The organism is Paenibacillus sp. S02 (assembly GCF_019454065.1).
In the GTDB taxonomy this organism is placed as follows: Bacteria; Bacillota; Bacilli; order Paenibacillales; family Paenibacillaceae; genus Paenibacillus; species Paenibacillus polymyxa_B.
Genome location: NZ_CP073682.1, coordinates 3,006,208 through 3,025,475 on the forward strand (window position 1 = coordinate 3,006,208; position 19,268 = coordinate 3,025,475).

The 19,268-nt window shown below is 44.8% G+C and carries 18 protein-coding genes and 1 pseudogene; all 19 read right to left on the reverse strand.

Going from position 1 to position 19,268, the window contains the following annotated elements:
- Positions 1–387 precede the first annotated feature (387 nt).
- The 19 genes and pseudogenes from KAI36_RS13115 to KAI36_RS13200 all read right to left on the reverse strand — a co-directional run bounded on the left by KAI36_RS13115 (position 388) and on the right by KAI36_RS13200 (position 19,016).
- Positions 388–2,709 (reverse strand): GH36-type glycosyl hydrolase domain-containing protein, encoded by a 2,322-nt coding sequence (locus KAI36_RS13115; protein ID WP_220027995.1) that lies wholly within the window; start codon positions 2,707–2,709, stop codon positions 388–390.
- A gap of 119 nt (positions 2,710–2,828) precedes the next feature.
- Entirely contained in the window at positions 2,829–5,312 is a 2,484-nt protein-coding gene (locus tag KAI36_RS13120) for a glycoside hydrolase family 3 N-terminal domain-containing protein (protein WP_220027996.1), read from the reverse strand.
- A 247-nt stretch (positions 5,313–5,559) separates the two neighbouring features.
- On the reverse strand, positions 5,560–7,335 hold the full coding sequence (locus KAI36_RS13125) for a sensor histidine kinase (protein ID WP_220027997.1): 1,776 nt from the start codon (positions 7,333–7,335) through the stop codon (positions 5,560–5,562).
- Positions 7,332–8,927 (reverse strand): response regulator, encoded by a 1,596-nt coding sequence (locus tag KAI36_RS13130; protein WP_220027998.1) that lies wholly within the window; start codon positions 8,925–8,927, stop codon positions 7,332–7,334. Before KAI36_RS13130 ends, KAI36_RS13125 begins: the two co-directional genes overlap by 4 nt.
- A gap of 243 nt (positions 8,928–9,170) precedes the next feature.
- Entirely contained in the window at positions 9,171–9,635 is a 465-nt protein-coding gene (locus KAI36_RS13135; protein WP_220027999.1) for a DUF5597 domain-containing protein, read from the reverse strand.
- A 128-nt stretch (positions 9,636–9,763) separates the two neighbouring features.
- A complete protein-coding gene (locus KAI36_RS13140) occupies positions 9,764–10,132 on the reverse strand; it encodes a hypothetical protein (protein WP_220028000.1) in 369 nt (122 codons plus the stop codon).
- 82 nt (positions 10,133–10,214) lie between these two features.
- A complete protein-coding gene (locus KAI36_RS13145; protein ID WP_220028001.1) occupies positions 10,215–10,427 on the reverse strand; it encodes a beta-galactosidase in 213 nt (70 codons plus the stop codon).
- A gap of 5 nt (positions 10,428–10,432) precedes the next feature.
- Positions 10,433–10,558 (reverse strand): hypothetical protein, encoded by a 126-nt coding sequence (locus KAI36_RS27275; RefSeq protein WP_258382309.1) that lies wholly within the window; start codon positions 10,556–10,558, stop codon positions 10,433–10,435.
- A gap of 151 nt (positions 10,559–10,709) precedes the next feature.
- Complete coding sequence (locus KAI36_RS13150; RefSeq protein WP_220028002.1) at positions 10,710–12,263, reverse strand: ABC transporter substrate-binding protein; 1,554 nt, start codon at positions 12,261–12,263, stop codon at positions 10,710–10,712.
- Positions 12,264–12,355: 92 nt separating this feature from the next.
- Positions 12,356–13,240 carry a carbohydrate ABC transporter permease gene (locus KAI36_RS13155; RefSeq protein WP_220028003.1) on the reverse strand — a complete coding sequence of 295 codons (885 nt, stop codon included), beginning with the start codon at positions 13,238–13,240 and terminating at the stop codon, positions 12,356–12,358.
- 27 nt (positions 13,241–13,267) lie between these two features.
- Positions 13,268–14,233 carry an ABC transporter permease gene (locus KAI36_RS13160; protein ID WP_220028004.1) on the reverse strand — a complete coding sequence of 322 codons (966 nt, stop codon included), beginning with the start codon at positions 14,231–14,233 and terminating at the stop codon, positions 13,268–13,270.
- Positions 14,234–14,680: 447 nt separating this feature from the next.
- The gene (locus KAI36_RS13165) at positions 14,681–15,343 is read right to left on the reverse strand and encodes a hypothetical protein (protein WP_220028005.1); all 663 of its coding nucleotides are present in this window, start codon (positions 15,341–15,343) and stop codon (positions 14,681–14,683) included.
- A 78-nt stretch (positions 15,344–15,421) separates the two neighbouring features.
- Positions 15,422–15,664 carry a hypothetical protein gene (locus KAI36_RS13170; RefSeq protein WP_220028006.1) on the reverse strand — a complete coding sequence of 81 codons (243 nt, stop codon included), beginning with the start codon at positions 15,662–15,664 and terminating at the stop codon, positions 15,422–15,424.
- Between the two features lie 166 nt (positions 15,665–15,830).
- Positions 15,831–16,223, reverse strand: a complete 393-nt coding sequence (locus KAI36_RS13175; RefSeq protein WP_220028007.1) for a hypothetical protein — start codon at positions 16,221–16,223, stop codon at positions 15,831–15,833.
- 668 nt (positions 16,224–16,891) lie between these two features.
- Positions 16,892–17,092: pseudogene (locus KAI36_RS13180) on the reverse strand (DapH/DapD/GlmU-related protein); the annotation flags it as partial.
- A gap of 140 nt (positions 17,093–17,232) precedes the next feature.
- Positions 17,233–17,577 carry an Asp23/Gls24 family envelope stress response protein gene (locus tag KAI36_RS13185; protein ID WP_220028008.1) on the reverse strand — a complete coding sequence of 115 codons (345 nt, stop codon included), beginning with the start codon at positions 17,575–17,577 and terminating at the stop codon, positions 17,233–17,235.
- Positions 17,578–17,682: 105 nt separating this feature from the next.
- Positions 17,683–18,258: a TetR/AcrR family transcriptional regulator gene (locus tag KAI36_RS13190; RefSeq protein ID WP_220028009.1), complete on the reverse strand. Its 576-nt coding sequence runs from the start codon at positions 18,256–18,258 to the stop codon at positions 17,683–17,685.
- 98 nt (positions 18,259–18,356) lie between these two features.
- Positions 18,357–18,671 carry a DMT family transporter gene (locus KAI36_RS13195; RefSeq protein WP_220028010.1) on the reverse strand — a complete coding sequence of 105 codons (315 nt, stop codon included), beginning with the start codon at positions 18,669–18,671 and terminating at the stop codon, positions 18,357–18,359.
- A gap of 3 nt (positions 18,672–18,674) precedes the next feature.
- Positions 18,675–19,016, reverse strand: a complete 342-nt coding sequence (locus KAI36_RS13200) for a DMT family transporter (RefSeq protein ID WP_220028011.1) — start codon at positions 19,014–19,016, stop codon at positions 18,675–18,677.
- Between the last annotated feature and the right edge of the window lie 252 nt (positions 19,017–19,268).

The window sequence follows — 19,268 nt, forward strand, 5'->3', positions numbered from 1 at the left end:
TATTTTTTGCAGGCTTTTTCGGATGAATTTACCATCGTCTCTTCTTTATTACTACTACAAGCCGACAATAGTAACATGGAGATGATGAGCAACGCACCAAACAACTTCAGCCTTTTCTTCATGGTTATCCCACATTTATATTAGACTTCCCACTTGCGAAACCGTTATCAAAAGGTAACAATTAGCGGGTAACTACAGTTTACTTTAGCCGAAACCTCAGCACTGCTCCCATAACGACTTCCCGTTATTCATATGACGACTTTCGTGTTCAAAGATATACGGGAGTCACACCTCCCGAATATCTTATTAATGGCTGAGAAAAACGATTGGACATAGGGGGATGCACCACATGTCCAATCGTTTTTTCTATCATCTTCTAGTTGCGAACTACTGGCTGATAGGCTTAAGAACAACTTCCACACGATGGATCCGGTCATCTGGAAAGAGAGGCAACAGATTTCCACTGATGTGGCTTCCGTCCACCTGTATCTCCGGTTGTCCTTTGGACAACCGTGATGGGTTCCGGATGGTGATTTCATAACGCGTGCCACGGAATTCCCTAAACACCTGGGCTTCTTCCCAATCTGCCGGGAAGCACGGGTCAATCCGGAGGCCATCATAGTCCCGCTTTATCCCCATAATTCCCTCCAAGAGGGACATGAGTCCCCATGCCGAGGTTCCGGTTGTCCATGATTGGTAGGACTTCCCATAATATTTGGGGTGAATTGAATAACAATTAGTGAAGACATACGGCTCCGCTCCAGATTGTGTGGATGGATTTGCTTCACTGTCTGGAATGATCTTCAGCAAAGTGCGTAGTGCTTCTACTCCTCTGCCTGCCTTGCAATCCGCCATAATCTTGAAACCGGTCGCGTGGCAATAAACTCCGCCGTTCTCAAATAGCCCGGGAAGCATGCCTGCCATTCTACCTACATGGGAAGAATATTCGGTATAGGGAGGCATATTGATCGGGAAGCCAAAATCATGCTCCATGCTATCCATAGATTCCAGCACCTTGGGTAGCTTCTCTTCATCCGGAATCTCAGCAAGTACCGCCCATGATTGTGCGTTAATATAGATTTTACTCCCTTTGCTATCTTTGGAACCAATATTCTCCTCTTTGCTAAGAGCGCGCATATACCAGTTTCCGTCCCAAGCCGTATCATTAATCGCTTGGCGAAGGATATGGTACTGTTCTTCCAGGTAACCCGCATAAACGTTGTCGCCCAGTCGCCATATCAACGCTGACAGCTCTTTCAAGGCATAACAGAACTGCTCGGACAACATGACGGATTCCGCATCCGGGTCTGTCGTAATGTTCAAGGCATCGTTCCAATCCGCGAAGAAAATTCGCACCAGGCCATGCTTCCCTTTGTCTTCAATCAACCGGTTGATTGCAACCTTCACATGCTCCAGCATTGTTGCGGAGCCTTCATCCTGATATTCGATCTCCATATCCAGAAGAGAATAATCTCCGGTTTCTTTAATCAACTCACACACCGCCCAGATAATCCAGAACGGCTGGTCTGAGTAGCGGGTAGCATCATATGGATACCAAGTCAGCACAGCATGTCCTGCCTTAAACTGATGCCGCAAGCATTCTATAATTTCCTCCTTGGCCCTTTCCTGTCTGTAATTTAGAAGGGCTACAGCAATCTGAAGATTATCCCGAACCCCCTTCTTGCCGACAATGCAGAAGTCAATCTGTTTTTTCACCCATTCGTTCATAAGCACGTTCAACTTTTCATGAGGGGTAACTAAATAGAGGCTAGAGTATTTGCACTTCTGGTGCTCCTTTGTTTCCAATAATGCTTGTTCGATACGCTCCCCGTTGCTGTATTGCTCCGCCGTTTGAACGGCTTCTTCCAACGATTCACTGACCCCCAGCACATAATATAGCTCCTTCTCTTCACCAGCTGCCAGTACTAGCTTGTTCTGCAAGACCCCACCGAGGTTGACAAGCGTAGTTAAAGAATTCGTACAATCTCTCCCTTTCACTACAACGTCCGGCCGCTGGAACAACGGTGCTGGCATGGCATCCAACCTAGTATATGACCCCAGATCTCCCAAAAACTCTCCCAGATTGCCATCAAAGGCGTGGACGGTTTCCGAGCAGGCGATATAACTGTTGTATCTGTTATGGGGCGCGAAGGGATGTTTGGACTGGCAGTAAATACCGTTCAGCCTCTCATCAAAGAAGGTTTCACAGCTCCTGTACATTTCGTAATACCGCGGGTAATTAAAGCCTTCAAGCTCAAAGCTCACGGTAGAAAATACGCTGATATTCTTAACTTTATCCGTATTATTCCTGACTTTGACTACCCATACCTCGTTATAGCCTTCATGCGGAACCAAAAGCTTCCAGGAAGCATGGACGCCGTTCTTTTGTGATTGGAGAATGGAATATCCAATATTGTGCTCACATGAGAAATCCTCGACTTCTTCATTTAATGGGCCTTCCCCTATATTCCAGTACACATTGGCGTCATCATCGCGCAAGTACAGGTATTTGGCATCCTGATTATTGATCATACACATGTCTGCTTTTGAATTGATATAATAGCTTCGGCCATGCCCAATTTGGGAAACTTGTGTGCAATATCCTTGCTCGCTCCACAAATAATTGTACCAATGCCTCGGGGGCCGTGGCGTATTAATAATACAAGAGTTACCTTTATCAGAAAAATGATGAATTTTATCTACTTTCATTTTCTCACTCCTAGTAAACGGTTATGGAAATAGAGGAATTGTTATCTCCTTTGGGAGAATCCCGACATTGCAGGTCTGATTGGTATTACCTATTACCGCTTTCTCTTCGAAATGATACTTTAGTGTTTCAGTTCTGTAATCGTTACATTTGATGAAAATGCCTTTCGTTCAACAATAGTTTTTTCACCTATAATCTCAAAGGTACCTTTTAATCGAATATCTTGGGATGAAGCACCTATAAACACGTCCATCTTACCTGGCTCCACAACTTGATTCATATTCAAGTCATGAAATGCCAGTTGCTTCATGTTTACCTTGAAAGAAACCTTCTTTGTTTCGTTAATGTCCAAGCTAATCCGTGCAAATCCAACCAGTTGCTTCACAGGTCTTGCAACACTGCTCACCCGATCCCGGATATAAACCTGTACAACTTCATCCCCGGCAATCTGTCCCACATTGCTCAGCTTAAATAAGATATTCAATTCTCCGTCAACTTGAACCGAGCGGTCGTGTTCCAGGTCGCCGTATTCAAATTGCGTATAACTTAATCCATGACCAAATGGATATAACGGTCTATTTTGGGTAGGGTCGATATATTCAGCCCATTCATTTATTTCAACATAGAGCGGTAGTCTGCTGTTATACATGGGAATCTGACCTGCTTCATTGACAATAGTCACCGGCAGCTTTCCACTAGGGTTCTTCTGTCCGGTAAGGATATTCATAATGGCTTCGGCTCCAGACTGTGCAGGCAGCCACGAATAAAGGACTGCTTTACTGTATTCGCTTACCAATGGAGTAGCTAATGGACGGCCATCAACAATAATTGAAATCACCGGTTTATTCAACTTAAATACTTCTGCCATCATTTCCAGTTGAGAATTTTCAAGACCAATGTTGTGATTATCTTTGTTTTCACCGCAAGTCGCTTCAGGATCAATCATGCTTTCTTTACCACCTAATACGGCAATGACGATATCCGCCTGTTGCACCACAGCTTTTACCGCTTCAATCCCTCTGTCGATAGGTTTGAAGATATTGCAGCCTTTGGCGTGCAGCACATGTTCTTTCCCAAGCTCTTTCTCCAACACATCTTTTACCGATTTACAATCCGGGTAGAACATTTGAACAAATTCTTCATTCGTTTTATAGACTCTTTTCGAGGAATCTGCAGAAGCTAAATTCTGTCTGATCATATTCATAATGATTTCTCTTTGTTCAGGGGTGGGCTGGTCATCAAATTCAATTCCCATGGACTTTAAAGACTCTTTATTGTCGGTTATGGCCCCTGTATAAAGTAATCTCAGGAAGCTGTCTTCTTCGGATTTGTCGAAATCACTACTTCTTGTACTGGCCGACCCTACCGATGAATAACCACCAAAGAAGTTGGTTTTGGTGTCTGAGACGGGGCCGATCAGCGCTACTTTCAGGCTCTTTTTGAGCGGCAGAATATTGTCCTCATTTTTTACCAATACCATCGATTTCTCCGCAATCTCCCGTGATAACTCCACATTCTCCGCTTTTTTAATTTCATAAAAAAAATCGCCATCATCATAAGGATTCTCAAATAGCCCTAACCTGAATTTGGTCTCAAGAACTCGTCTTACGGAATTGTCTATATTGGCCTCTTCCAGTTCACCTGATTCAACCGCTTTTATTAAATGCTGGTAACATTGATTGCCGGGTTGTTCCACATCTAGTCCGGCTTTAAGTGCCAGAATGCCTGCCTCTTTATGATCTTCTGCCACTCTATACCGTAATGTTGCATGCGTGATACTGCCATAATCAGCCACAACCAAGCCATTAAATCCCAACTTGTCTCTCAGAATATCGGTAAGCAGCCACTTTGACGTAGACACAGCCTGGTCATTTAAAATCCCATAACTATTCATGATCGCTTTCACATCCGCCTCATGAATAGCCGCTTCAAAGGGGAAGCAATAACTATCCAACAATCTTCGCTCGTCGACTTGCTGTTCTCCGCCGCCTTTTCCCCCTTCAGCATTACCATAACCGACAAAGTGCTTAGCGGCAGCCATGATCTCATGATCACCTTGGACGCCTTTGACGAACGCCACGCCCATTTGCGCAACTAAATAGGGGTCTTCTCCATAGGTTTCGCCGATTCTTCCGAATCTCGGATCCCGTCCCAAGTCGAACAGGGGGGAATGCACAGCCTTGAATCCATATGCCCTTAGTTGTTTTTTGACGACCTCACCCATTTTTTGTGCCAACGCCGGCTCCCAGGAAGAAGCAAGATTAAGAGACTGCGGAAAAGTAGTTGCGCCTGGGATCTGCGCCCCTGCTATCCCTTCACTATGAAACAGCGCAGGGATACCTAATCTGGTTTCTTCAACAAGAAACTTTTGTATGCCCTTTATTGTCTCCTTATCCTTCTTATTGTCACCCGTTAGGGAGTCGTTTAAATAACTGATGGTACCAATGCCATCTTTTAATTTACCGTGTCTAGTATCATACACGGTTTCTCCACCATATGAATTTGCACAAGTTAATTGGGCCACTTTCTCCTGCAGTGTCATTCTTCCAATTAAATCTTCGACTCTCTCATGAATAAATTTACTGGCATCTTTGTAAATCATCATTCTTCCCCCCAAAAAATTAAAGTTTCCATCAACTGTGAAGATGTTTTAACTCAAGTTTACTCTGAGCCTGAAAAAAGCCAGCTCTACTCCCTGAACGGCGTTTCGTTATTCATTCCACGACTTTCCTCGCAGGGTTAGGGAGCCTTAAGAAATAACCATGTACATACTTCTTTCTACTTATTATAAAACTTTGCAGGACCAGCACTCTACGGGGGAAAGTTTTGATTTTCTTCGTTTTTTTAAGCGCTTACTTTTTGATTGACTTGGGAAGGCGGATCCATACAGTGGTTCCCTTACCAGGTAGGCTGGTAAAGGACAATCCATACAACGACCCATAGTGCAGTTGAATCCGCTCTTGAATGTTCTTGATGCCAAACCCGCCTGTGGTTTTGCTAACAGGCCTGATTAACAAAGCCTCCACTACTGCTTCCACCATGCCGATGCCGTCATCGCTGATCTCCACGACCAGATCGCCCTTCTCCTCCATAGCGGATATCTGGATTATGCCCGTCTCCGAATCTTTCTCTAAAATGCCGTGCAGAATCGCATTCTCGATTAAGGGCTGCAGCATGATTTTGGGCACCTCACAGCCCAGCAGCAGCGGTGAAACCTTCATGCTCAGTGTAATCGCACTATTAAATCGCATGTTTTGGATCGACACATAGGATTCAATATGCCGCAGTTCACTCTCCAAAGTGACGGTCTCACTGCCGTTCGACAGGCTCAAACGATAGAACAAAGCCAGCCGGTCTACCACTTTGGATATCTCCTCATTACCGGATTCAATAGCCATAACATTGATTAGATCCAGGGTATTGTAAAGAAAATGCGGGTTAATCTGTGCCTGCAGTGCCTTCAACTCCTTGTTCTTCACTTCGCGCCCGAGCGTGTAGGTCTCCTCCATCAACCGCGATACATTCTCCACCATCATATTAAAATTAGTTGTTAGCTCTCCGATCTCATCTTGGTTGGCCGGAAGCGGTGACATGCGTAAATTGCCGTCCTTGACCTTGCGCACATGCCGAATGAGCTGCCGGAGACGTTTGGTTGCCGAACCAGCAATAACGAAGGACAGAATAAAGGTAAGGGGAATAATGAATAAAAAAATTAAGATCAGCCGGTTGCGCATCCGGTTGCTGGATTCCAGTATGTCCGAGTAGGGCACAATCATCGCTATACTCATATCCGTCTCAGGGATTGCCTCCAGTCCAAGCAGGATTTGCTGCCCATTGAACTCTATAGTGTCGATTTCCCCATCGGCCGGAACCAAAGACAGCATATCCTTAAATTCCTTGGAGGTATACAGAAATTCACCAGAGGTGCTTAGAACATCACCGCGGTTATTGAATAAGACTACGGAGGTAGACGAAGTGGCAACAGCATGTTCCAACACGGAACGAACTGTGCTTTGCGAGATCCGGGCACGCACAAGGCCATCACTCACCTGTATATTGTGCGCATTTGGAATGACTCGCAAGACGGATACTTCATCGCTGCCCTCTTCCTGTTCAATAGCGGAGGAAGGCAGCCAGGTGAAGACGGAATGGGAAGCGATAAAGTTCTTGAACCAGAGGCTGTTCTCCAATTTGTCCATGTTCAAATAGTCGGGACTTTCTGTGGCTGAAGCAAGCCCCTGCTTCATATAGAGCTGAACAGTTTCAATATCCGAATTGTAGCGGGATTGCGCCAGTATCCGGTCGAGCCTTCTGGCATCCGTTCCCCAGAGATTGATATCCTCATACCGTCTCGGATCTTCGGCTACCAGAGTCTGAACGGTATCATTGAAGGCAATGAAGTTCAACACTTCATTAACTGTCTCTGCACGGTAATGCAGGTAGGATTTGGTTTCCTCCAACATTTTGTGGGCCGAAGTCAACGCTTGCTTCTCCATTTCATTCGCGGTTAACAACAGATGCAGGAAGAGCAGCAGGGCCAACGGGATAATGATCACCAGCATATAGGAAGCGAACAGCTTATGGCGGATGCTAAAATCAGCGAACGCTCTCCTGGACTTCAGTTTCATTTGGCCATCCTCTCCCGGTACTCCGAAGGCGTGCAGCCTGCGCATTTTTTGAAAAAGGTGGTAAAGTAATTGGCATCGGTGAAGCCAGTCCGTTCTGCAACCTCATACAACTTCAATTCCTTGTCCAGAAGTAGTTCCTTGGCCTTTTCCACTCGCAGCGAGGAAATATATTCCTTGACGGTGCCCCCTCTCTGCTTCTTGAACAGGGAGCAGAGATAAGTTTCGCTCAACGCCACATGATCAGCAATATCTCGAATTGTGAAACCCCTTTCATGAAAGTACTTGTGAATATAATGCAGAATCTCTCTCATTTTAGCCGAGCTACCTTCCCCTTCCGGCGGTACCAGGAACAAGTCCAGGAAGGAGAGGATGTATTTTTCCATGCTTGCCAGGTCGGGAACACGGTCAATCTCCTTCCAGATATACCGCCGCTCCATGTCCTCATCCGTATCCGTAAACCCCATTTGCACAGCTGTATCGAGAATGACCAGCAAGAGTTGGAAATAGGAATCCTTGAGCCGGACAATATTCAGATCACGTGCTGCCCTGGCCTGCTTGGTCCAATTCACAATAAGACTGCGGGCAGTTTCCAGTTCCCCCTGCTTCAGAAGTCCGCGCAGACTGCGCACCATGTTCCAATCGGTAGCAAGTGATCTGTTGCCACCAAGTGCATTGGCAAAGATTAGCCGATCACCCTCGCTGTAATAATGCAGACTGCACACATCGAGAGCAGTTCTGTATGCATTGGGAATTTGCAACTGTTCTTTTACCGACTCTCCGACCCCCATACAGAAACGGATATTGCTGCCTATGATTCCGGCCGCTTCGGCGTAGAGATCCTCCAATACCTTACGTTGTTCCCGGTAGCTGCAGCCGAAAATCCCCGGCAGAATAAAGATTAAAAAATTCCGTGAATCGAAACCGCAGATGCCTTGCAGCGAAGCCAGCTTGTTATTCATATTCAGCTCCCTCAACACTGCCTCTTGGACCAGCCTCGGATCTTTGGGATATTGCGGTGGCTGCCAGTACATGCACGATGCAAGTACAGTATACGGTCCTTCCAGAGGCAAAAGAAAGGTTTCTCTACTCTCCAAAGCCTTCGACACATGGAGCGAATCAGGAACTGAAATAAGTTTGCGGACCATCTCCTGTCTCAGATAAGGCAGACCTTCATCATAGGCCTCCTGCAGTTGGCGCTCATCCATTCGTTTTTGCTTATCCTTTTTTCTGGACTCCACTGCCTCCCGAACTGCCTCCCTCACCTTATCTAGATTGATCGGCTTTTCAATAAAGTCGAGAGCATTCAGCCGGATCGCTGACATTAGATATTCCTTGTCCGAGAATCCGCTCAGGAACAGTAGCTTACATGAAACATCAATCTTACGAAGCTGTTGCGCGAATTCTATACCATCCATCTTCGGCATCCGGATATCACAGAGCACGATGTCGGGACGAAAGCTCTGGAACCTCTCCAGAGCAATCATGCCATTGCGGGCCGTTTCCAGCTCATTAATACCCAACTCCCCCCAGGCAATATGCTTGCACAGCATTTCCCTGGTTCTCTCTTCATCCTCTACGATCAGCAGCCTCATGATGTGCTCACTTCCCCTACAACGTTTTCATTCATTATATATTAACAACGCTGCTCCTATCCCCTTCATTCCTTCTCTCCGTCTTCTTCTATGGATTCATCATTGCCTAGGTTCTCATTATGACTCCGACATCGTTATCAATAGCTTAGCAGAGACTCAAATTGTTCAACGGTATTGATACACTTACACAAAAGGAGGATGGATTGCTGCCGACTGCTAATCCATAAGAGGCTTCGTCCCCATTCAGAATACGCCCCGGATCCATTTGTCTATAACGAACGTTCCTTCCTCGATGCTAATGTTGTCCACTTTGGAAGTATCGCCGCGCTTAAGCAGAAATTCAAATGAACATCCAATGCCGACTAAAATAAATTCGTTATCCGACGCTTCGATTACGAGGCCGCCTGACACCGGTTTCCCTTCCTGCATGCGCCGGTAGTTTACTTTCAAATCATACTTGGTGAAAGACAATATACAACCGGGCTCACGATTTTGAATAAATCCCGTCATTTTCCCTGTACCACGATACTTCTGAATGATCCCCTGCATATTGCCAAGAAGCTCGTAGCTGCGTGCGAGGTAGGGGCCGGTTCCAGTTGAAACAAAGGCAGAAAAGTCGATATTCAGAGCTAAACCCAGTTCGATATGTGCATTGTCATTTGAAGGCAGGACAACGATGCTTTCAATGCCACTAAGAGAAAAGCACAAGGCATTATGTTTTCCAATCGCATAAAATACGTTGTCACTGAAGCGACGTCTCTTCTAGTTTCGGGAATAAACAGCGGGTTGTCGTTCCTGGCCGCATACTCCTCACAAACCTCGGCAAAATTGGGAACTTAAATATCCGGCGCATAAAGACAGATGGTCGGAGCCGTCGCCTTCCAAATCTGCATGACCTTTGCTATCGGCCCGCCGGTAGGATAAGACCCGGGCGTCCACGGGAATTGCTCAAGCCATGCATTCACGAACATAGGAAGAGCGTACTCATCAGAACCACTGCTAGCGATTCGTTCGATGGCCCGAGCGTAATGAAAAGCCATAAAGTATTCTTCCGCATCATCCGCAAACGCCTCCTTCCATGAACCTACCTTGCCAAAAATCGCAGCCAATTCATCGGGGATCGAGTCGTTGAATTGCTCGTTCCCATGATCGGAGTAATCACGGTCGCTGCCCAAGAATCCGATTTCATTCTCAACTTGTACCATGATAACGGTATGGCGATATCGTATCGGAAGATTCTTTATTCTGATATACCGCCCGAAAGTAGGTCTCGTAGTCCCTTTTAACTCAGCTTGGAACATATGAGGATTTTCCGTTCTTCCATAACCCGAACCATAAGAATACCAGTCGCAGGTTTTCTTCCCGGGCTTGTTCAATAATTCCATCAACTAGATGAAAGTCAAACTCCCCCTGCATCGGTTCGATCAGTTCCCAATAGACCGGTACGATTACTGTATTTAAGTGTAATTCTCTAAGTTGAGGCCAAACCTTATGCTTCATATAGTTCAAGTCAGAGCACTGGAGTTATGGATCTCCCCTGCCAGTGCAATAAATGGATTTCCATCGACATACAAATTAAATATCCCATTTTCCTTCTTTAACAGGGGCATCAAGCTAATATTATTCATCATCTTTCACTCTCCACTTGATATTTATTACAAACATTTTCTCAGTTCGTCGTATACTAACATCTGCCAAAAGAAGCGCAGCTCCTGCTGCGCTCTTCAAAGAAGTACCATGATCGGTAACTCATTCATTTCCCTATTCGGCGGTGATCAAATGTTATTTCTTCTTTGCCATAAATTCTTCAGCCTGGGTCTGCACCTCTGCTTTGACCTTATCCAGACCAGCACTGTTCAGATTTTTGGCCAGTTCGTCAAATGCTTTGTCTACATCCTTGACCGAGCCGATATAGATTGGATTGGCATACTGTGTCGAAGCATTGGCCAAGTTTGCAATCTGCGTCTTGACATTCTCCGAGTTGAAGGAGAAGCCTTTAAATACGAAGTCTGAGGTATTATATTCGTTCTGCTTCTTCCAAAAGTCAATATAAGTCTGTGGCCAGGTACTCATCGGCTTAAACAAAGCCTTATTTACGAACCAGAAGCCCGCAGCATCCGGAGGATAGGTATTTGTATCGGCTGTTACCCCTTCCGGCAGCCCGATTTTATCGTCTGGTGTGATGACATAGTTCTTGCCTTCGATCCCGAAATAAGTCAAATACACATAAGAAGGATCCTCCATAATAAGGTCGAACGCCTGCATCACACGTTCCGGATTTTTGGAATTGGCCGCAATGGAAATTCCAGCTCCTATATAATTTCCAATTGGGACCTTACCATTTGGCATCAAGGACGGAATGATATAGGTTTCAATTCCTTTTGCTTGAGCAGCTTCTAGGGTGGATGCAATATCTATGCTGTTGCCAAACGCTACCGCAGATTTGCCTTCCACAAAATTATCCTTGGAGCGGATCTTATTTGCATACGGATTTTTGTTAACATAACCCTTGTCATACCAGTTCTTCATGATGCCGGCAGCATATTTCTGTGCGCTTAGGTAAGGCTCCTCTACCATGCTGTAGATTTTCCCAGTCGGATCTGTAAAATCATATGCTACTCCTTGAGCTAATGGTCCACCTCCAACGGAGCTAACATATCCGATCTTGTCACGCATCAGATGTTGATACGGTGTTGGTAAATCGACCTGTGAGTCCAAGTTTAGGCCGATCATATCCGGATGGTTCTTCTTAACAGCTTCCAGATAAGGGCCGATTTCAGAGAGGGTCTTCACCTCAGTAAGGCCTGCTTCCGCCATTATATCCTTACGAAGTACAGACACAAAAACATTGCTGTCTGGGGTGGTTTTTGGAATCATAAAGATTTTACCGTTGATCTTGGCTTCCTCCCAGGCGGAAGAATCTATAGAAGCTGATTTTTTCGGCATATATTTGGCTATATCCTCCGGCTTAAGCTCATAAAAGGCTCCTTTATTCGCTTGTTCGACATAATAATTCCAATCTGCCGAAAAGATAAAATCCACATCTTCGCCTGAGGCCAACAACAATGGATACTTCGACTGCACATCCCCCCAGCCGATATAGTTCAGTTCAATGGTGGCATTGATGTCCTTTTTCAGTTTTTCATTGAGCTTCACGAGCACATCCGGCATACCCTTCGGTGCTTCACCGAGCAGGTAACCCTTCAGCACAACCTCTTTCTGATCCGTTTCTGGCCCTGTCGCGGCATCGTTGCTACTTGAGCAGGCAGATAGCAGCATCGTCAGTGACAGCAACGTTGTCAGGATCAACATAACTTTTTTCTTTGCTTTTCTCACTCTTATTCCCCCTCTGAAAATCGCAATTATATATAAATCCCCATTTATGCAGGATTTACAAACGTATTGCCTCTGCATCCGCACAGTAGGGTTTACCCTTTTACGGCGCCAATTGTAATACCTTTTACGAAGTACTGCTGAAGGAACGGAAACAGAATCACAATTGGTCCTGTAGCAATCACTGTCATAGCAAGCTTGAACGTTTCTTTAGGCGTGTCAAGAGCCGACATATGTTGGGCCATAGCCGCAGACATGTTCATTGAAGACAACATTTTATAGAGTAAATATTGCAATGGCACGTATTGCTCTTTGTCAGTAAACATCATCGGGGTCCACCAGTCATTCCAGTAGGCCAGAATGGTGAACAAACCAATAGAAGCGAGTGCAGGCTTGCAGAGCGGCAACACCATCTGCCAAAAAATCCGAAAGTCTCCCGCCCCGTCAATTTTGGCCGATTCCACTAGCGGCTCTGGCACAGAGCCCTGTATGAAGCTGCGCAGAATCAGCACATACATAACATTGAACATGGGGAGCAAAATTAGTACTGCAAGAGTGTTCTTCAGATGCAAATAACTGGTGATCCAGATGAAATAAGGGGCCAATCCACCGTTAAACAATGTGGTGAAGAACAGAAAAAATGCTAGTTTATTCCGGTACTTTACTTCCTTACGGTACATTACATAGGCCGCCATCGTGGAGAACAGCAGCGAAAGCACCGTTCCAACCACCGCCACGATCAGCGAGACGCGGTAAGCAGAAAGAATCTCACCGAGATTGCGGAAGATGTAGGCATAGGCATCCAACGAAAAGCCGCGTGGCAGAAAGGAATAACCCTTGGCTAAAACCTGCCCTTCTTCCGAGATAGAGCCGGAGATTAGAACGATAAAAGGCATCAAACATAGAACTGAGATAAGCGAGACAACAATGTATGTGAAGGCCTGAAAGACGGGCGCCGAATTCAATTTGTTTTTTGTCATAAAGATTCCTCCTTTCTTATGGTCAAGTTAGAACAGTGCGTTATCCTTGTCATAGCGACGGACAAGGTAGTTAGCGAACAGGATAATAATCAGTGTGAGTACCGATTGATAGAGCCCCACCGAAGAAGCCATGCCAAAATCCTGCGTGCCCATCAGCGAGCGGAACACCAATGTATCAATAATATCTGTGGAATTCATAAGCGCGCCGTTGTTGCCGATCAGTTGGTAGAACATATCGAACTCTCCTCGCATAATCCTTCCTAGCCCCAACAGAATCAGCACTACCACTGTAGGCTTGAGCAAAGGAAGCGTGATTTTCATGATTTTTTGAAAACGGCTAGCACCGTCAATTGTTGCTGCTTCATAAATCTCTTGATCAATCCCTACAATTGCCGCTAGATATAGGACACTGCCAAAGCCAACCCACTTCCACACGTATAGCAGCGGGAGCAGAAGATACCAATAGCCGCCAGACGAATAGATGTCTATAGCTTCAAACCCGATATTCCTCAGGAAAACGTTTACAATTCCGAATTCATAATTCAGAAAATTATACACAAATGCGGACACTGTAACCCAGGAAATAAAATAAGGCAGAAACATAAAAGTTTGGGTAGCCTTTTTGAAAAATTTGTTGTATGTCTCCGAGATCAGCACCGCGGCTAAAATTGAGAAGAACGTATAAAATCCCAGAAACATCAGATTGTACATAATCGTATTCTTGGTCACAAGCCATGCCTTGCCGGATTGAAAAAAATATTCGAAATTCTCCACTCCGTTCCATGGACTCATGAAGATGCCGTCCCTATAGTTGAATTCCTTAAAAGCCATAATGATGCCTGTCATCGGTATATAGGCAAAGATGATAAAAAAAACAGCAATCGGGATGAACATCGCATATAGCACCCAGTTTTTCCTTAGCTCCTGTAGTGGGGACAACCATTTAACCTTTTTGGGGGTCCGCACCGCAACCTCCTCTATTTTGGAACTCATAAGCAGCCTCCTTCAGTATGTTTCTCTGTGTCCTCCTTTATTGTAGTAGGCTTCAAAGCCTTCACCTACGGGGAAAAGTTTCGATTTCCTTTGAGATCTTATGTTAGCGCTTACTTTCCCCTTAACTTTGGAATATGTACTCACACAGTGGTTCCCTTACCAGGAAGGCCGGTAAAAGATAATCCGCCCAAAGTTCAGCTGAATCAGCTCTTGAATGTCCAGATGCCGAAGCCTCTAGGCGACTCGGCTCTTGCTCCGGCTGGACTTCTAATAAGCTGGTTGTGTCTAGCTTGGCTGGCCACGCTAATAGAAAGCCGATGGTTCACCACCGGCTTAGATTCCTCCTTTTTTTAATCCGTACACTATAACGGCCTACTGCATCTCGCAACGCTCACGAAATAATCGGTTAAATTGCTTTTTGCTGCACTGAACTTTTTACCTCTAGCCTTATTTCCTTTCCAGCAGGAAATAGATAGTAGGGATTGTTCCGTCCAGAACGAAGGTCACGCCGTCATGAGTAGGAGCACATTCGATGCTGGCGATTGGCGTGCCCACCGTGTCCAGAGCAGTAAGCGTTGCGGACTTGCATCGCACGTACAAGGTCCCTTCCGGGGTGTCCGCGTATAGCTTCCCCTGAAAGTCGACAGTCGTAAATAGGCCTTCCGTGGTGAAGATGGTTTTGTCCATGCCGGTGTGGCCGAGGACCGTCAAAAGGTAGGTTTCTGAGTGTTCTACGGAAGTGCCTTTTACAGGCAGCAATGCCGCTGAGATGCGATGGTTGATAAGAGACAGGGAAATATCCTTCGTCAACGTGATGCCGTCCGAAGGATCGCCGCTGAAGTAAGATGGCGACCAGGCGTAATATACGGCGCGTTTAGCCTGAGAAAGATCGCCATTGTTTACAAATCCGGCGGTAATAGCAACGTCGGCGTCACCGGTATAAGCATCCCCTTGATCCAAGAATACGTTGCGCAGTCTTGTGATGTAAGCTAGATAGGCGTTCGGCATACTGAAAGCTGGCGGCAGGGTCTTCAGATCGTTCTGCGTGAAGACCATATCCACCCGGTGCTCCGCCGGACGCACGAGGTCCCCGAGAAACAATGCGGCCATAAAACCGAACTGACAGATCAGGGTTGGATCGTTCTAAGCATCAAAAATGTTGGTAATCTCATCGGCAGGCTGGTCGTTTCAGCTTTCAGACGTAGGATAGCAGTAAACGATGAGACCATCCCAGTCGTTCAGACAGGCATAGGCTGCCATCGAAATGAACGCCGTGGAGTGGAACGGGTTAACACCATACTCGTTCCACTCGCTCAAGATAAAGGGTTTGCCCGCCACCACTGCCGTGCTGGCCATCTGAAGCATGTTGGTGCGGAGAAACAAGCCGTCCTTATGAACGGTCAATGGATTGGAAGTTACATATTCCCGCATATCTGCCACTTTCGGCTTAGCCTCGTCGAAGAGCGGTATCGGATGGTTGAAGTAGGTATGTTCTCCATCAAGTCGCCGTCAGCATGGGAATAAACATCCGCAGCGCCGTTTAACAGGTTGCTAGTCACAATGGGTACTTTCGCCCCCAGAGAGCGAACATGGTCAATCATTGTGCCATAATACCGACGGTTAATATAAATGCCGAATTCTGTGAAATGGGGATAGCGGGGCTCTCTATACCTGTCCATTCACCCATAGGGTTATTCTGAACCTGATAGAAATCTCCCTCCGGGAAAAGCACGGTGCACTCCTCCGGATCTTCCTCTGTGCCTAGAGCACAGACGCCATTAAATGTCCAGGCATCGGCCAGATTCTTCCTTGTATCATATTTGGCAAGCAGGTACCGGTTAAAGCGGCGTTGCAACTCCTGTCGGTACGGTACGATGCCTTTTGTATCCTTTATATCTTCCGTGCCCTTAAAGACCGAATCCTCATTACTGATCTGAATGGTCATAACCGCCGGATCGTCGATTAGGGCTAAGCCAGTGTAAGGATTCACGTGGCAGAGGAGCTTCGTTGCATATTCCTTCTGAAGTTGAATCAATTGTTCATTGACATGTTAAAGCTAATCTCCCGTTTATAATCTCAGGAGCAGCATCAAAGCTGATGGGGGACACCGTTGACCATCATGACTTTACTGCCTGCCTTGAATTGTATAACTGTCTTAATAAAGGTAGCTGTTCGCGACGGGGTATCCCACATCACATCCTTCTCGGAAACTCCATGCAATGTGCTACATAACGCAGCGGAATATAAGCCATACCTTCTTTGACATAGGGAGCCCGGTCACGGGTTGTGGCGGATCGGGGAGTAAAACCGACAAACAGAAAACCTCGTCCGATGGACCTACTAATAAAACGATTACATGACTGTTAGCCCGTCCGGCGGACGGAGCGATCGTGCAGACGATGCGCGAACTGGCGAAAGCGGAATCCCTTTTTATGGGATTAAAGCAAGAATTAAGCTCAGGAGGAAATCCTGGACTTTTTTTAAGTCAATATTGAATGTACTCACATGGAAGATTCTCAAACCTCATGGTTCTATCCTGTCTTGGATATAGCTCTTCAATTTAAATCTTACATCTATATGAGACTAAATATATTTCTTCTTAGTTAGGATCCTCACTCAGATTTATCGAACGGATCACTTTGGCAGGATCCCCCCCCCTCCTGATGCGACGATTACGTTATGTCCAATCGACACAGCTCTTCCGCCTACCCAAACATTGTTGCCAACAGAAACAGGTGCTCCATTTTCAGGACCTTTAATTCGTTCATATGGATCTATGGGGTGTGATGCCGTATAGACATGAACGCCAGGACCCAACAAACAGTTATCCCCTATCCGAACCTCGCATACGTCTAGGATAACTTCAAGATGAATGTTTTTGTCCACAACCGTTCGCCCCTACTAATGATTCTTATACAAGAAAAAACGAATAAAGGCAGTCGATCAAGTTGATCGGCTACCTTCTCGTTTGATGAATGGTTAACGTTTCCCGTATGAGATCAATCAATGGATACCCCCACAATAGTTACATTAACGCGGTCAATGCTTACTCCAGTGAAATTTTCAACAGCTTCCTTAACATTCGATTGAAGTACCTTACAGACTTCTGGCATGTTTAATCGGTGTTGAATGGTTATGCATAAGTGAATATCGAGTCCTGTAGCGGTTTCCTTTAACTCAATGCCATTTTGACTACTGTTTCCGCCGAAGCGACTAGTAATATTTTTAATAATTCCATTTGATGCGCACGTGATCCCGGTAATAGCATTTGCTGATTTGAGAGTGATTTTAGAAATAATTTGTTTGGATATATTGATTTTCCCCATCGCATTTTCAATGAACATACATCATCCCCGCCTTCAATACTTGATTAGAGAAGTTTACTTCCCTGTGAATGATATATAATGTATCTTTTGAAACAAATTTTATCATTGTTAAGCACTATGCACTTACAATTTATGCTCTTTAAAACCATGATAAAAAGTATTCACAACCAACTCAGCTGCGGAATTTCTGGCAATATTCCCTTCCACTACTTGCTGCCAAGTAAGAAATAGAAGTGAGTACAGGACATTGATAATCCAGTTTTTATCAATATTTGCATGAAAATACCCTTTCTGTTGCAGAAACCCAATTGCATGTAGTATAGGTTCTCTTAACTTCTCATCTTCTTCCTCGATTTCTTTGTTAGCATTGACGCTAGCATCATGGTTCAGAAAATAAATTTTATCACCGAGTGGAATCAAGGCCTCAATGAGCTCAGGAATATAGGATTCGTAATTCTCTTCATCCAACCTGATATCTTGCGTAGTCTCTGCAACAACTTCTATAGCACGAAACCCTAAATAAATCATCAATTGTTCCCGGCTCTCAACATAACGATGCAAGGTTGCAATGCCGATTCCTGCAGATTCGGCAATCTCATGCATGGAAGCACTCGGCTTCTCAATCAAGCACTTAGTCGCTTCATCTAAAATAGTATTCAATCGCATTTGCTTAATTGACGTAAGTTCTTGCTTCTTCATATCGCACCTCTTGGTGAGCAAATGTTTTTTGCATTCAATAATGGTTCACTTGAAAGTATAACAGGAATCACACCTCAAATTTATTGTTTTTTTAATTGCTAGGATACAAACTTTAATCCAACTATACTAAAGATAATTCCGCCGACGAATGCTAATTTTTTAACATTCTTAGGCTCTTTGAAAACATACATACCTAACAGTACACTTCCTGAGGCACCAATACCTGTCCAGATCCCGTAGCCAATACTAATTGGAATTTCTCTTAAAGACAAAGAAAGAAAAATAAAACTTAACCCGAGAAACAAAGCGAAAGTAAATGTATGCTTCAGTTTAGTGAAACCTTCTGAAAATTTCAAAAATATGACCCCACCAACTTCAAATAAACCTGCTAGTACTAAAAAGAACCAACTCATATTCTATACACCTGCTTCTTTTTTTGGTTGATTAGATACTAACTTTAGACCTATAATACAAAAAATCAGCGTACACACTAACATTATTTTAAGTGCACTTACTTTATCTCCTAAAAAAATCATTCCAACAAGAGCGGTACCAAAAGAGCCAAGTCCCGTAAAAACTGCATAGGCTGTAGATACAGGTAGGATTTTTATGGATTTCGCAAAAAAATAGAAGCTTCCAACCATTAGAATGACAGTAGGGATAACAATTTCTATTTTTGTAAACCCATCTGAAAATGCCAAACCTAAGGCCCAACCTATCTCTAAAATTCCTCCAACAATAAGAAACAACCATTCCATGCAAATATTTCCTTAACTGTCATTATTAGAATCATCCCAATCCTGCTGTCACATCAAACATAAATAACTTATAATAAAGTATTTATCTTTAAACGGCGTAGTTCATCCAGAAAAACGTAGACCACTTGATTTCGTCAACTAATGTGGTTCATAAGCTCAGGGATTAGGGGATTACCTTTCTTTTTTGCACCTTTATCATTCCTATCAAAGCTTAAAATGAAATAAAACTTTATTTATTGATAGAACATTCTA